The following is a 14,462-nucleotide window of genomic DNA, read 5'->3' as shown; positions in this document are numbered from 1 at the left end:
CATCTGTGTGCAAGGCAGGCAAAAGGTACTGCCAAGGGAAATGGTTTCGAAAAATGTTCTGCTTTAACCTAAGCGATTAATGCTCCATCAAAATCTGCGTCTGGCTGATGGCATTGCCCTGCAAGAGCGCTAACAGCTGCATTAAGGGTTCTACTGGCGCGGCTTTATCTGCCGCGATAACAATACTGGCCTGAGGATGACGTTTTAGTCGTTCTTCAAATGCCGAATTGAAGGCGTTTAACTCGGAATAGGTCTCGCCGTTTAGCACCCAGTGGGGAGCGTTTGCCAGGATATTAATAGCGATGGATTCTTTAGGTTCGACAGCCGTGATGGCGCTGCTTGGGCTTTGCGGCACTTCCACGGGTAAACTCATCAAACGGCTATTGGCGGTGAGCAATAAAAATACTAAGACGATAAAAATAATGTCAATCAACGCCGTAAGATCGATGCTCGGAAGGGGCTCTAAGGCCGAGATCCCCGCTTGAGGTAATGAGGCTCTATCGGCACTGATCATGGCTGTGACTCGAGTTGAGTGTTAGAGGCGGGTTTCGTGCGATTAACGTCGGCAAAAGCCTGATAGTGATTCTGCTCGAGGGCGATATGTTCAACCCCAGATAGCCACAAATTGAGCTGATTCAATACATGACTCACTTTTACGCATTGACTATGGGCCCAGATCCCAAACAGATGGGCGGCAGTAATGGTCGGCACCGCGATAATTAGACCCGCTGCCGTGGTGTTCATCGCCAGCCCAAGCCCGGCGCTGAGCTGTGATGGGGTGACAGGACCTTGGGATTGCCCTAACTGGGCGAACATCTCAATCAGCCCCAATACTGTTCCCAATAGACCCAGTAACGGGCTAATAATCCCAATCACTTGCAGTAACTTGAGGCCCGCTTGTAAGTCCCTTTGCTGCTTGTTCAGCCACAGGCTGAGTAATTCTTCCCTGAGCGGCTTTGGCTTATCGGCTTGTTTTAGCAGTAAATTGGCGCCCCTTGTCAGTAAGTCCTGCTGACGACTCGTACTCTCGATAAGTGCTTGAATAGTTTCACTGCAAGCCTTGGCATCGGATTGACGCAGCGTTTTCACCCAAGCCTGTTTTTTGGGTGATATAGATGCAAAGGATTGCTGTAAAAATAAGGCACTACGTTCGAGGCAAATCATTAACGCGAGAAAGGCGCAGATAAGTAGCGGCCAAGTCAGGGCGCCGAGTTGAGCCTGTAGGGTGGAAAAGTCAGTCATGGGCAATTGAGCCTCTTAGGTCAAATTCGTTATCTAATAATGGTTATCAAGCTATCAGCGATAACTGAAATGCTGCGGTTAGGGACGTTCAATTTAAGGCGAAGCGAATAGGTACTCTCACCTTGTAATGGCTGGCCAGTTTGTTGGTGGGAGCTTGAAACTCCCAGGTCTCCACCGCCTCTAATGCCGCTTGATCTAGCAGCCCCACGCCTGAGCTTTTCACTAAGGTGAGGGCGAGCTGTTGTCCAAATTCGTTAAACAGCACTTCTACCGTCGCCGTGCCTTCAAGCCCTTTTTTACGTGCCATGCGTGGATAGGTAGGTTGCGGCGGTTTACTGGCAAAAGTTGGCGTCGCCAGTTCAATAATCTCGGGAGTGGCTTTAGTGTTCTCGCTGACACTGGTGGACGTCATATTGGTGTTGTTAATAGCGGCATTATCTTGAGCCTTGATTTCTGCCATTTGCGACAACACTAAGTCAGAAGGTTTTGTTATCTCTTCAGTTTCTTTCTGATGCTGTGTATTTGCGGCCATAAGAGGCTTTGCTGTTGTCGCATCAGCCTTAGAGGATGTGTTCGACGTTGGCTTGTTCTGCACTGCGGATTGAATCGTTCGCGGCTTAGCTGTGGTTGGTGCGGAGGCTTGCTTTGCCATTTCAGTTACTGGTGTATCAGTGAGTGCTGACGCCGTTTGGGGCTTACTGGTATTAGGCACATTTGTTGAAATCGCATCTTCGGTAATCGTATTTGCAGGCGTATTTTTTATCGCTGATTTTTCTGCTGCACGAGGAGCTGCAAAGCTTAAGGTAACCGCTTTATTTGCTTCTTTGAGTGCGGTCATTTGTGTCGATTCACTGAGACTACTTAGTAATGGCATAGCAGGCTGCGATGCAATCACACCCGTTTGGATTGCAACGGTTAATGCGCCAAAAACCAGATATCGTTTCGGTGTCACAGTACGCCTTCCAAGTTCAAAAAACAGTCGCCCATCAATCAATGCTAATTAAGATACGTGAATATAAATAAGATCGCAAATGATAATGATTTCTATTTGATCAATTTTCCAATCTCAGTTAGAGTGCCAGCAATTACGAAAATGGATGCTCAAAAATGCAGCAGCTCGACCTAGGTTGACGGACTAACCATACATGGTCGATTTGAATTCTAATCGATTAATATCATTGATGATTTAAGGATGTAACCATGCAAAAGAAGCCGTTAGTTATCGCCATTGCGATCGCATTAACGACTACGGCGCTAAGCTTCACGTTAGCGGCTGAAGAAGGTGTGACTGCGCAGCAAAAGGAAAAGAAACCGGGATTAGCCGAGACTGAGTTTGATGAAGTATTAGTCAGCGCAACACGTTTGAGTGAAAAAGTCTCCCAAACTAGCCGCAGTGTTGCCGTTGTGAGTGAAGAGCAGCTCAATGTGGCTCAGGCATCATCGGTTGCCGAAGCGCTAAAGAATGAAGCTAACATCACTTTAACCAATGGCCCAAGAGCGACGTCTCAAGGGGTTGAGATCCGTGGCTTAAGCGGCGATCGTGTATTACAAACCATTGATGGTGCAAGGCAAAATACCAGTTCTGGTCACCGTGGTTCTTACTTTATGGATCCAGAATTACTCAAATCAATTGAGGTGATTCGCGGTCCTGCTAGTAGCCTCTGGGGCAGTGGTGCTATCGGTGGTGTGGTGGCGCAGAATACTAAATCGGCTCAAGACTTCTTGGCTCCTAACGAAACCTTTGGTGGCTATCTAAAGCAAGGGTATGACACTAATGGCGACCGCACTAAAACCAGCGCTGCCGTGTATGGTCAACAAGATACTATTGATTGGTTAATCAATGGATCTTACTTCGACTCCAATAATATCAATACGGGTAATGACGAAACCTTAGCGAACAGTGCTTCTTTGGGGAGCAGTGGTTTGGCTAAGTTTGGATGGCAAGCCGATGAGGCTTCACGCTTAGAGTTATCGGCAAGAGTAAACAAGATTAATGAACTCGTGCCGAGTAATCCTTCCGCTGCGGTGAGCAGTTCAGTGCCTTTAGTGCGCCGCAAAACGGACGATCAAAACGTTACCCTTAATTACAGCTTGGCGCCGGCAAATAATCCGTATTTGGACACTAAAGTGCAGGTCTATTGGAATAGCACGGATTATGACGAAGACCGAGTGACAAAAGGTCAATTCGATAGCACCGAATACCGCACCATTGGCATCAATCTCAACAACAGTTCGCAACTTGGCAATACTAAGCTGACCTATGGTGTCGATGGTTATCGCGATACCCTTAAAACCGTTAGAGACGATAGGGGCCAAGTGGGGCAGCGTCCAGGGGATATCGATGGTGAGACCACAGTGTGGGGCGCCTTTACCCGTGCCGATATTCAATTGACGCAAACCGTCAATCTCGACGCCGCCTTACGTTATGACAGCTTCAAAAACGAGAGTCACAACCTCAATGCCTCCGCGGATGACAATGAGTTATCGCCTTCGCTGGGTTTGAGCTGGCAGACTCAGCAGTGGCTGACCTTAAGTGCACGATATGATCAGGCTTTCCGTGCGCCAACGGTTGAGGAAATGTTTTCTACTGGTACCCATTATTGCATTCCGCCGATCCCCGGATTTTTACCCCAAGGTCTGTGTAATACCTTTGCGACGAATCCTAACTTAAAGTCTGAAGTCGCCCGCAATAAAGAACTGAAAGCCGATTTTCGTTTCAACGACTTAGCTGGAGATGATGAGCTGGCTTTCACCTTAAACATCTTCCGTAACGATGTGGACGATTTTATCGTTCAGCAAGTCTCCAATCCGTTAATGGGGATCCCAGGATTTGAGCAAACCACCTCATGGAATAACGTGGAAGATGCGCAATTAACTGGATTTGAGCTGAGCGGCCGTTATCGCATTGGGCAAACACGGCTGGCGATGAATTACGGTCAGACCCGAGGTGAAGACCGTAAGACTGGCGACTATATCGAGGGTATGCCCGCCAATAAGTTTAACGTCGATCTATCCCAAGGCATCATGGAAGGCGATATGAAACTCGGCACCCGAGTGACCTATGTCGCCAGCCAATCCAATACGCCCGAAGGTTATCGCGTGGCTAAGTATGACGACTACACCCTGTGGGATGTGTACCTCGCTTGGGAGCCAGCGATGGGGGCTATGTCTGGCCTGAGAGTCGACTTCGCCATCGAAAACATTGGTGACGAGAAATACCAGCAGGCATGGCAGACCCTGTATCAACCTGGTCGCAATATGAAGTTGTCAGCACGTTATATGTTCTAGGCCCAGCTTTAGGAGATGCAAATGACACAGACAATCGACACTGAAATCAGCCACCCGAGCCATCACACTGATGCCGACTCGCAGTCCATGTTAAGGCAGCGCTTTGTCAGCCAGCCCGATTTAATGCCTGCACAACTGGCGAGTGAATTAGGGATTGCCGAGCTTGATGTGGTCGCGGCACTGCCGCAAGCGCAGCGGGTGTTTCTACCTTTGACACAAATCGACGAACTGCTGCAGAGCTTACCCGAGTGGGGACCTCTGACCACGATAGTGATGCTCTCGGGCAGCGTTTTTGAATTTAAAGGTGATTTTCCCCAAGGGAAATTTGCCCATGGATATTACAACCTCTACAGCAAAGGCGATGGCCTTCATGGCCATCTCAAGCTGGATAACATGCGAGCGATCGCGTTAATCAGTAGACCCTTTAGGGGCAGTGAGAGCCATTCGATTAACTTTTTTGGCCCTCAAGGCGAGGTGGTATTCAAAGTTTATTTAGGACGAGACAAGCAAAGAGTGCTTTTTCCTGAGCAAGTTCGCCGTTTTAAAACGCTAGCGAGCACCTTTGCCACTCAATAGTCATCGATATAATTTATTAAGGTATCCAATATGAAGCCTGAAATCTCCGAGCAAGAACAACGTTTAAGGGACAAACTGTTACCCGAAATTGAGGCCTTTAAACAACAGCGCCATACTTTGCAGCTCGCAACAGTCGATATGGATGGGCAACCCAATGCCAGTTACGCCCCGTTTGCCTTAGCTGACGATGGTTTTTACATCTTAGTGAGTGACTTAGCACGTCATGGCCACAATCTTAAGCAGTCGACCAAAGTGTCTGTCATGCTGGTGGAGGATGAAGCCGAAGCTAAGTCGGTATTCGCCCGTAAACGCCTCACTTTCGATGCAATCGCTCAAGCGGTTGAGCGGGATACGCCCACCTTTAGTAAGGGAGTCAGCCTGTTATCAACACGCTTTGGCGACATGTCCGATAACCTCGCGGCACTGATGGACTTTAATCTGTATAAGTTAGCGCCCCATCAGGGATTGTATGTGAAAGGTTTTGGCCAAGCCTTTAGTCTGACAGGCAGCGAATTACTCGATGTCAACTGGAAGCGTGATGGGCACCATGGCACACCTAAAGCGCCCGAAGATATGCAGGTAGCTTAAGTGACTTTAGCTTAAACATTTCTGTTTTGAGAATCAGCGCCTTGAGCTTGACCGACTCAAGGCGCAAGCATAAACCCGCTATCTAGGCGGGTTTATTGTTATATTCCTCGAGATATTTCGTTATGCCTTCATTCTTTGTTATTGCCCGCAGTATATCTATGCCTTGCGAAAGTCACTTTGTTTATCCTTAAGGCTTTCGGGTATGCTCTGTTAATACTCGCATATGTTAAGGTTGATGGGCATATAAAGCCTAAGGATATCAATAGTGAACAAACCGCTAACTGAGCCTACAGAATCGAGTACACTTCCCCCACGATCATTATCAGAGTCCACTATGTCTCACAACGCTGCTAATTCTTCGATTCGCCAACGGGCGGTATTGCCCTGGATTTGGCAATTTCTTAAGCCCTATCGCCTGCGGGTGGTGGCGGCGATTGTATTTCTGTTGATTGGCTCCTTGGCCTGGCTATCCCTCGGGCAAGGCGTGCGGCTGATGGTGGACGAAGGTTTTATTAAGGATAACGCCCAGCGCCTCAATGAAATTATTCTGTTGGTGCTGCTGATCACCGCTGTGAGTGGCACTGCGGTGTTTTGCCGTTTTTATCTGATGACTTGGCTCGGCGAGCGGGTCAGCGCCGATATAAGGCTGACGGTTTACAATCAACTGCTGAAGCTGTCTCCTGCCTTCTATGCCAAGGTGCGTACCGGTGAGGTGATTTCGCGCTTCACCGCCGACTCGACTCTGCTGCAAACCGTGGTCGGCTCGAGTCTGTCGATGGCGCTGCGTTCCGCTGTGACTGTGATCGGCGGGCTGGCGATGATGGGGATCACTAGCGTGAAGATGACGCTGCTGGTGCTACTGGCCGTGCCTTTGGTGCTAGGGCCTGTCGGTTTCTTTGGCCGAAAAGTGCGAACCTTAGCGCGGGAGAGTCAAGATAGGGTGGCGGATTTGGGTGCCTATGTGGATGAAACCTTACATGAAATCCACACAGTGCAAGCCTATGGTCATGAGGATAAGGACCGCAGTTTGTTCAATGGCCGCGTCGAAGATGTGATGACCGCCGCCAGTGGTCGCATTCGTTACCGCGCCATGTTGATTTCCTCCGTGATGTTTTTAAGTATTGCCGCCATAGCATCTGTGACTTGGGTCGGCGCCCACGATGTGATGTCAGGTAAGATGACGGGCGGCGAACTCTCGGCCTTTATGTTTTATGCCGTGATGGTGGCAGGTGCCGTCGCCACCATTAGTGAAGTCGTGGGTGAAATCCAACGCGCCTCGGGCGCCGCCGAGCGCTTAATCGAACTGGCCGAAACTGAGGTCGATATTCCTGCGCCACAGGTGCCTAAAACGCTGCCCGCGAAAGTGCGTGGCGAGCTGCAACTGCAACAACTGAACTTCCATTATCCCGAGCAAACTCAGTTAGTGCTCAGTGACTTAGATCTAACGATAACCGCGGGCGAGCGGGTGGCCTTGGTCGGGCCGAGTGGGGCCGGCAAGAGTACCTTATTTCAGTTATTGCAGCGGTTTTATGTGCCGTCTTCGGGCAGCATTCATTTGGATAGGATTGATATTGCTGAGCTTTCACCAAAGGATTTGCGGGCACAGTTTGCGCTTGTGCCGCAGGACTCAGTGATTTTTGCCACCAGTGTGCTAGAGAATGTGCGCTATGGCCGCGTCGATACCAGCGAGCAGGAGGTGATAGATGCCTGTATCGCAGCCCGTGCCCATGAGTTTATCAGTGAGTTTAGTGAAGGTTATCAAACCTATTTGGGTGAACGTGGCGTGCGCTTATCCGGTGGTCAAAAGCAGCGTATCGCCATTGCGAGGGCCATTTTAGCCGACAGGCCTATCTTGCTGCTCGACGAGGCGACCAGTGCGCTCGATGCCTTAAGCGAGCAAAAAGTGAAGCAGGCACTCGATGAATTGATGAAGGGGAAAACCACGCTTATCATCGCCCATCGCCTCGCCACTGTGATCAATGCGGACCGAATTATCGTGTTCGATAAAGGGCGTATCGTCGCCAGTGGTAAGCATCAAACTCTTATACAAACCAATGCTCTATATCGTGAGTTTGCCAGTTTGCAGCTACTCACGGATGAAGTGAGTGCGCTGAGCGAGTAAGGTTTGAATGGGGAATGTCATGTAAATAAAACCCCAGAGTGTTGCTCTGGGGTTTTATTTTGGATTTCAGACTGCTCACACATCACTGATGTTTAGGTAAGTTTAAGCCTGATGTTTCAGTTCTCTGCGTAGAATTTTACCCACGGTACTTTTAGGTAGCTGCGGCATAAATTCAATCAACTTGGGTAGCTTGTAGGCCGTGAGTTGCTCGCGGCAGAAGTTAAGAATAGCGGTTTTCATCTGCTCATGATCTTGGCTGTCATCTTTTAGCACAACAAAGGCTTTGACCGCTTCTCCTGAGTGTTCATCCTTTACGCCAACCACGGCACATTCAATGATATTTGGATGGCTGGCGAGCACGTTTTCGACCTCATTCGGATAGACGTTAAAGCCGGAGACAATAATCATATCCTTTTTGCGGTCAACGATTTGGTGGAATCCTTCCTCGTTCAAAATCGCAATATCCCCGGTTTTAAAGAAACCATCGGCAGTCATCACATTGGCCGTTTCTTGGGGATTATTCCAATAACCTCGCATCACTTGTGGCCCACGGGCGGCGAGTTCACCCGCTTCCCCTTGCGCGACTTCATTGCCGTTTTCGTCTAACAGTTTGACCTCAGTGCCGAGTACGGGCTTACCGATAGTGCCAATCTTCTGATATCCGGGGGCATTGAGTGAAATTACCGGTGAGGTTTCGGATAACCCGTAACCTTCACTGATGGTATTGCCCGTGGTTTGCTGCCAGATATTGGCAGCGGCAGCGGTGAGTGCTGTACCGCCCGAAATCGTGATTTTTAAATGACTGAAATCCAGCGCCTTAAATTCGGGCTGATGACACAAAGCGACAAAGAGGGTGTTAAGCCCTGCAAAACCGGTAAAAGGGTATTTCGCCAGTGTCTTGATTAAGCCACTAATATCACGGGGATTGGGGATTAATACCGAGCAACCACCACATTCAAAATACAGTACTAAGTTCACCATAAAGGCGTAGATATGGTAAATCGGCAGTGGCGCGACAAAAATATCTTCGCCTTCGGTGATAACACTGCCAATACGGGATTTTACCTGCGCCGCATTGGCGAGCATATTACCGTGGGTCAGCATGGCTCCCTTGGAGAGGCCCGTAGTACCACCTGTATATTGCAGCGCCGCTAAGTCCCCTGCGGCAGGGACAAAACGGCTAAAGGGCAGTTCAGCCCCTTGTTTTAGCACTTGGCAGAATTCGACATTTTTAAGCCCCGTTTTGGGCTGAACTTGTGGGTCGATAAGATCTAACTGGTGGGTCGAAATCACCAATTCAATTGGTGTGGTCGCAACCACTTTGGCGAGGGTTGGCAATAGATCCGACAGCACCACTAAGGCCTTAGCACCAGAGTCATTAAACTGATGAATAAGCTCTCTTTCGGTGTAGAGCGGGTTAGTGTTGACGAGGATAAGTCCCGCCCGCAGCGCACCATAGGCGGCGATAACGAACTGGGTAATATTGGGTAATTGAATCGCGATTCGATCGCCGGGTTTTAGGTTAGTGTTATTCTGCAAATAGGCGGCAAAATAGCGTGAATCGCGTTCTATGTCATTGAAGCTGCTGGTTTTCCCCAAACAAGCATATGCCGTTTTATCACCAAAGCGTTGGCTAGTGCGTTCGATTAAGTCTATGAGTGATGAGTATTTGCCAAGTTCGAGTTGTGACTCTTGATCGTATGCCATGCCTAACTACCTCAAATAGGTTTATCGTTGTTATTATTTTAAAATCAAACGAGTGTTTAGATTAGAAGGATTCAACCTGTCAGGTCAACGTTTATCGTTAAATTATTGTAGCAATTTGCACAGCTATCCAATTGTAAAAATAGAATTTTTACTCTAATGAAGGGCGGTGAACTGCAGTGCAAATTTACTACAGCACAGCTGAATTTGAGATGAAAAAGCGAGAGTTAGCGTCGAAATTAGCGGGGAGATTGCTCATCATGGCGTAGGGTGAGCACTTCGTATCCCGTGGGGGTAACAAGTATCGTATGTTCCGATTGCGCCGAGAGTTTTTTATCGCGGGTAACAACCGTCCAACCATCTTTTTTGAGCTTTATCTTTTCTGTGCCCTGATTCACCATGGGCTCAATGGTAAACACCATGCCCGCTTTGAGCTTAAGGCCTTGATTCGGCTTTCCATAGTGAAGGACTTGCGGCTCTTCATGCATTTCTTGACCTATCCCATGGCCGCAGTAATCTTTGACTATGCTATAACCAAAGGATTGGGCATATTGTTGAATCGCATGGCCAATATCGCCTAGAGTCGCCCTAGGTTTTACCTGTTTGATCCCCTGCCACATGGCAAGATAAGTAACATCGGCCAGCTTCTTCGCTTCGGCGGGTGCCTGTGGCATCACATACATTTTACTGGAGTCGGCAATATAGCCGTCTTTCTCGAGGGTAATATCTAAGTTAATGATATCTGTGCTTTTGATGACCTCATTCGCTGAGGGCACACCATGGCAGACCACTTCGTTAATGGACGAATTCAGCACATATTGATAGCCATACTGACCTTTACTGGCGGGACGCGATTTTAGCTCATTGACGATAAAGGCTTCGACCGTATCGTTGATGTCCATGGTGCTGATGCCGGGCCGGACATAGGTATCAAGCATTTGAAATACTTGAGCTAGTAATTGCCCCGCACGGCGCATCAGTGCAATTTCTTTGGCAGATTTTATCTTCACCTGATTATTCATCGGCCATTTCCTTTACTTGGGTCACGTTAGCTAGGTTCACGTCCGCAGATTTCATCAAATCGGCGACTAACTGATTAAAAGAGAGTTGTGGATGCAACTCTGCCAGCATCCCGATCCTTATCCAGAATTCCGCCTGTGAGTTGATTGAACGTGACATGACCGAACTGGCTTTTCTCAGCTCATCATGCAGTTCTTCGGAAATTTTAACTATGCCCATAAATATACTTTATATATGTTTTGTATGTTTATTGTATTCGATCTGTATTGTGGTTCGTCAATGATAAATCGACATTGGTTTGCAAAAATGACAGCCGAGTCTCTTCTAAGCAGTAACCGCAAACGCAATACAGGCGCAAGATAAGTGGTTAGGAGGCAATGGTGTTGAATTGACGTACTTCATATTTGTGCGGCGCGAGTTGAGGCTATTTAGCTGATTTAACGAAATAAGGTGAACAAAAAAGCCCGGCGAACCACAGTGATCCAACGGGCATCATTAATAGAAGTGACTAACAGTCATGCAGTGTGTTCGTTTATTGGCGAGCACACTAGCGCATTACGCTAAGGGCTAAAGAAGCCAGTTTCTTGGCTAACGCTTTGTTCAGGTTTGCTGACATCCGTTACCGAGAATTCGATAATTTTGCGCCCCGTTGGGATTGCATCCTTATCGGCTAATACTGTCACGGGATAATCCGACTGCTCGCCTGGAGCGAGAGTAATGACAGGATCGGCAATTAAGCTGAAGGGCATTTCGCTGTTGACCGCGAGTTGATATTGCTTGGTTTGCTGAGTCTTATTACGGATCTTCAACTGGTAGGTATTTTCAACTTTGTTATCGGCGGTTTCGCGGTACAGGCTTTGCCTGTCGCGAATGACGTTAAGCTGAATTTCACTGCGACTAGAAAGATCTAAACCTATCACAACCAACATAATGACAACTGCGGCGCCGTAACCTAAAAAGCGTGGCGAGCGCCAGTTGGAATGGGCTATGCCCTTTAATTCATTCTCGCTGACATAGCTAATTAGATTTTGTTTGTAGTCGAATTTTTGCATGGTTTCATTACAAGCATCGACACAGGCGCCGCAGTTAATGCATTCGTATTGGAGGCCTTGGCGAATATCAATTCCCGTCGGGCAAACTTCGACACATAAGTTACAGTCAACACAATCACCGAGTTCAGTCTGTTGTTTGCGTTTACGTGGACCGCGCGCTTCGCCGCGTGCGGCATCATAGGTCACGGTTTTGGTGTTGGCATCGAACATGACGGCCTGAAAACGCGCATAGGGGCAGCAGTGTAAGCACATTTGCTCGCGCATCCAGCCTGCATTTAAGTAGGTACAAATGGCGAAAAACCATACCCAGCAGGTCGTCCAAAAGCCAGCGTTGCCGGTAAAAATATCCAAGTAGAGTTCGCGGGCGGGAATGAAATAACCAATAAATCCACAGCCGGTAATTAAGGCGGCTAATCCCCACAGACCGTGTTTGAGACTTCTTTTACCGAGTTTATTGGCTGACCATGGCGCCTTATCGAGCAATTTACGTTTGTTGCTGTTGCCCTCAATCCGGCTCTCGAGCCAGACAAACATAAAAGTCCACGCGGTTTGCGGGCAAAGATAGCCACACCAGACGCGCCCCCAAAACACTGTGATGAAAAACAATCCAAAGGCGGCGGCAATAAACACCCAAGCGAGTAAGGTGAAATCCTGTGGCCAGAGCGTGAGGCCAAAAAAGAAGAACTGTTGCTGACTCACATCCAGCAATATTGCTTGCCGACCATCAAAGGAAATAAAGGGCAGGACAAAAAACAGCAGCACTAATAGGCTATTCATTGTGGTTCTCAGGCGTTGAAAATAGCCCTTCTGCTCACGGAAATGAATCTGGCCACTGCTTTTATGTGCTGGCTTATCGTCCGCCTGGATATTTTTTACGGGGATAAATTGCTCGGCAGAGGGGCGTTTGGCGTTCTCACTCTGTAGGGTGTCACTCTTGGGCATATGCTGTCCTAACGGCTTAAATAAGATTCGGCTCCCTATAGCAAGCGTTAGGCCAAGAGTTTTGCGTTTTAACGTATTGATATTTAATGATTAAATTGGATTGCGATTTGGCTGGTGTCACGATACATCGCTAATTGGCGATATATCGCGTTTTTTAAGGCTATTATTTTGCAGGGGTTTGGCGTGTAATCCCGAGTTTCTTCATCCGCGATCTGAGTGTACTTGGCGGGACGCCGAGCACATTAGCCGCCCCATTGGGGCCCGAAATACGCCAGTTGAGCTGCTTTAATGTTTGCTCTATATGTTGCGCTTCCGCCTCGGCCAAGGTTTGTAACGGCGAAGCCGCGGTTTGAGTCTGTAGGTGATGCGTAGGCATGGCATGGATTTGTAAAATATCCGTTTGGGATAAAATGGCCTCCCGTTCGAGGATATTCTGTAATTCGCGCACATTGCCAGGCCAGCTGTAGGCCATCAGTTTTTGCAGACCTTTTTGGCTTACGCCGCGCAGTTTCTTACCGAGTTTGCGGTTTAGGGAATGCAAAATGTGGCTGACAAGCTCGGGCATATCTTCAAGCCTTGCCCTCAGCGGCGGCACTTGAATAGGGAAGACATTCAAGCGGTAATAGAGATCCATCCTGAATAAGCCCTGTTCAACGCGCTTGAGTAAATCATGGTGGCTGGCGGCGACTAAGCGAATATCGACCTTGATGGTTTCGCTGCCGCCGAGTCGTTCAAAGGATTGCTCTTGGATCACCCGCAGTAACTTAGATTGCGCCTCCAAACTTAATTCGGCCACCTCATCGAGAAACAGTGTGCCTTGATGGGCGAGCTCGAAGCGGCCCTTGCGTTGCTGAGTCGCACCGGTAAAGGCGCCTTTCTCATGGCCAAACAACTCACTCTCTAGCAGTGATGCTGAAAACGCCGCGCAGTTAACACTGATCATGGGTTTATCTTTACGGCGACTCAGTTGATGCAAGTTGCGGGCAACCAGTTCTTTGCCTGTGCCATTCTCGCCACAAATCAACACGGTACTGTCGGTATTGGCCACCATATGCAGTTGCTGGATCATATGGCGGATCACCGCGCTAGTGCCCGAAATATCCACATCGCCGGTCTTATCGGCTAACTCGGCTTGGAGATAGTGATTCTCGCTGGCAAGTTGCTCCGATAGAGCCTGAACCTGCGCCAAAGCTTGGCGTAGCGACTGCTCGGTTTGTTTCTGAATACTAATATCGCGAAATATCGCGACCACCCCGATAAGCTTGTTATCCCGATAGACGGGCGTAGAGCTGTAATGCACTGGAAAGCTGCTGCCATCCTTACGCCAGAACACATCGTGGGTAATTTCCCTTGCTATCCCATCTTTTAACGTATTGTAGATGGGGCAATCTTCCTGCGGATAATGACTGCCATCCGCGTGGCTATGATGATGGCAATTATGGATATTTTTGCCGAGTAATTCTTCATTTTTCCAGCCCGTCATGCGCTCGGCGGCAGGATTGATAAAGACAGCATTACCATTTAAATCAAACCCATAAATACCTTCACCCACGGCATTAAGCAGTAACTGATTTTCGGGCAGAAAATGTTTATCTAAGGGCATTGCGGCGGGCTGTGTTGAGGTCATTCCGTTGATTCCTTAATACGAATGAGTGCCCAGAGTATAACCCCTTGAGTCGTGTCGCGATATATCGTGAGTTATTCAGTAATGCTTGAATTGAATGGTTTAGAGATATGTTTAGAGGTCTGACCATTAACTTGTTGATAATAAAGAGCTTATATTTTAATCGTTCGAAAGTTGTATTTAGTGCTGGCGTAAAAGAGTAAATTGTTATAAAAATGTTTCACAAATATCTTTGGCTAAGTTGACCTGAACAAAGCAGGCTCGCCCTTAATACTGGGAATTCACGGCAACTTGGGGATGTTTA

Annotated in this window: 12 protein-coding genes; 4 read left to right on the top strand and 8 right to left on the bottom strand. The window is 48.2% G+C overall.

Features of this window, described 5'->3' with window-relative positions; all coding sequences use genetic code 11:
* Positions 1-76: 76 nt before the first annotated feature.
* The 3 genes from M0415_RS12685 to M0415_RS12675 form a co-directional block, all read right to left on the bottom strand.
* Entirely contained in the window at positions 77-514 is a 438-nt protein-coding gene (locus M0415_RS12685; protein ID WP_249556093.1) for an ExbD/TolR family protein, read from the bottom strand.
* The gene (locus tag M0415_RS12680; protein ID WP_249556092.1) at positions 511-1,248 is read right to left on the bottom strand and encodes a MotA/TolQ/ExbB proton channel family protein; all 738 of its coding nucleotides are present in this window, start codon (positions 1,246-1,248) and stop codon (positions 511-513) included. The genes M0415_RS12685 and M0415_RS12680 overlap by 4 nt, the downstream gene beginning before the upstream one ends.
* A gap of 82 nt (positions 1,249-1,330) precedes the next feature.
* Complete coding sequence (locus M0415_RS12675; protein ID WP_249556091.1) at positions 1,331-2,194, bottom strand: energy transducer TonB; 864 nt, start codon at positions 2,192-2,194, stop codon at positions 1,331-1,333.
* A 248-nt stretch (positions 2,195-2,442) separates the two neighbouring features.
* Between M0415_RS12675 and M0415_RS12670 the strand changes: the two genes are divergently transcribed.
* The 4 genes from M0415_RS12670 to M0415_RS12655 all read left to right on the top strand — a co-directional run bounded on the left by M0415_RS12670 (position 2,443) and on the right by M0415_RS12655 (position 7,816).
* Positions 2,443-4,530, top strand: coding sequence for a TonB-dependent hemoglobin/transferrin/lactoferrin family receptor (locus M0415_RS12670; RefSeq protein WP_249556090.1), 2,088 nt, complete (start codon positions 2,443-2,445; stop codon positions 4,528-4,530).
* A gap of 21 nt (positions 4,531-4,551) precedes the next feature.
* Complete coding sequence (gene hutX / locus M0415_RS12665; protein ID WP_249556089.1) at positions 4,552-5,106, top strand: heme utilization cystosolic carrier protein HutX; 555 nt, start codon at positions 4,552-4,554, stop codon at positions 5,104-5,106.
* Between the two features lie 30 nt (positions 5,107-5,136).
* Positions 5,137-5,694 carry a heme utilization protein HutZ gene (hutZ, locus tag M0415_RS12660; protein WP_249556088.1) on the top strand — a complete coding sequence of 186 codons (558 nt, stop codon included), beginning with the start codon at positions 5,137-5,139 and terminating at the stop codon, positions 5,692-5,694.
* A gap of 334 nt (positions 5,695-6,028) precedes the next feature.
* On the top strand, positions 6,029-7,816 hold the full coding sequence (locus M0415_RS12655; RefSeq protein ID WP_249556087.1) for an ABC transporter ATP-binding protein/permease: 1,788 nt from the start codon (positions 6,029-6,031) through the stop codon (positions 7,814-7,816).
* A 102-nt stretch (positions 7,817-7,918) separates the two neighbouring features.
* On the opposite strand, the gene M0415_RS12650 is transcribed toward M0415_RS12655, so the two are convergent.
* From M0415_RS12650 to M0415_RS12630, 5 genes are all read right to left on the bottom strand, one after another.
* The gene (locus tag M0415_RS12650; RefSeq protein ID WP_249556086.1) at positions 7,919-9,523 is read right to left on the bottom strand and encodes a long-chain-fatty-acid--CoA ligase; all 1,605 of its coding nucleotides are present in this window, start codon (positions 9,521-9,523) and stop codon (positions 7,919-7,921) included.
* A 236-nt stretch (positions 9,524-9,759) separates the two neighbouring features.
* The gene (gene map, locus M0415_RS12645) at positions 9,760-10,542 is read right to left on the bottom strand and encodes a type I methionyl aminopeptidase (RefSeq protein ID WP_249556085.1); all 783 of its coding nucleotides are present in this window, start codon (positions 10,540-10,542) and stop codon (positions 9,760-9,762) included.
* Positions 10,535-10,759 (bottom strand): ParD-like family protein, encoded by a 225-nt coding sequence (locus M0415_RS12640; RefSeq protein WP_011621680.1) that lies wholly within the window; start codon positions 10,757-10,759, stop codon positions 10,535-10,537. The genes map and M0415_RS12640 overlap by 8 nt, the downstream gene beginning before the upstream one ends.
* Before the next feature lie 341 nt (positions 10,760-11,100).
* A complete protein-coding gene (gene ccoG / locus M0415_RS12635) occupies positions 11,101-12,534 on the bottom strand; it encodes a cytochrome c oxidase accessory protein CcoG (RefSeq protein WP_249556084.1) in 1,434 nt (477 codons plus the stop codon).
* Between the two features lie 163 nt (positions 12,535-12,697).
* Positions 12,698-14,161: a sigma-54 interaction domain-containing protein gene (locus M0415_RS12630; RefSeq protein WP_249556083.1), complete on the bottom strand. Its 1,464-nt coding sequence runs from the start codon at positions 14,159-14,161 to the stop codon at positions 12,698-12,700.
* Positions 14,162-14,462 lie beyond the last annotated feature (301 nt).

It is taken from the genome of Shewanella sp. 10B (assembly GCF_023475885.1).
In the GTDB taxonomy this organism is placed as follows: Bacteria; Pseudomonadota; Gammaproteobacteria; order Enterobacterales; family Shewanellaceae; genus Shewanella; species Shewanella mangrovisoli.
The sequence above is the reverse complement of the archived record's forward strand: the minus strand, read 5'-3'. Positions and strand labels throughout refer to the sequence as shown.

Excerpts from the sequence above, each read along its gene's own strand:
- M0415_RS12685 (WP_249556093.1), bottom strand. The coding sequence starts at position 514 with ATGATCAGTGCCGATAGAGCCTCATTACCTCAAGCGGGGATCTCGGCC.
- M0415_RS12670 (WP_249556090.1), top strand. The coding sequence starts at position 2,443 with ATGCAAAAGAAGCCGTTAGTTATCGCCATTGCGATCGCATTAACGACT.
- hutX (WP_249556089.1), top strand. The coding sequence starts at position 4,552 with ATGACACAGACAATCGACACTGAAATCAGCCACCCGAGCCATCACACT.
- hutZ (WP_249556088.1), top strand. The coding sequence starts at position 5,137 with ATGAAGCCTGAAATCTCCGAGCAAGAACAACGTTTAAGGGACAAACTG.
- M0415_RS12655 (WP_249556087.1), top strand. The coding sequence starts at position 6,029 with ATGTCTCACAACGCTGCTAATTCTTCGATTCGCCAACGGGCGGTATTG.
- M0415_RS12650 (WP_249556086.1), bottom strand. The coding sequence starts at position 9,523 with ATGGCATACGATCAAGAGTCACAACTCGAACTTGGCAAATACTCATCA.
- map (WP_249556085.1), bottom strand. The coding sequence starts at position 10,542 with ATGAATAATCAGGTGAAGATAAAATCTGCCAAAGAAATTGCACTGATG.
- M0415_RS12640 (WP_011621680.1), bottom strand. The coding sequence starts at position 10,759 with ATGGGCATAGTTAAAATTTCCGAAGAACTGCATGATGAGCTGAGAAAA.
- ccoG (WP_249556084.1), bottom strand. The coding sequence starts at position 12,534 with ATGCCCAAGAGTGACACCCTACAGAGTGAGAACGCCAAACGCCCCTCT.
- M0415_RS12630 (WP_249556083.1), bottom strand. The coding sequence starts at position 14,161 with ATGACCTCAACACAGCCCGCCGCAATGCCCTTAGATAAACATTTTCTG.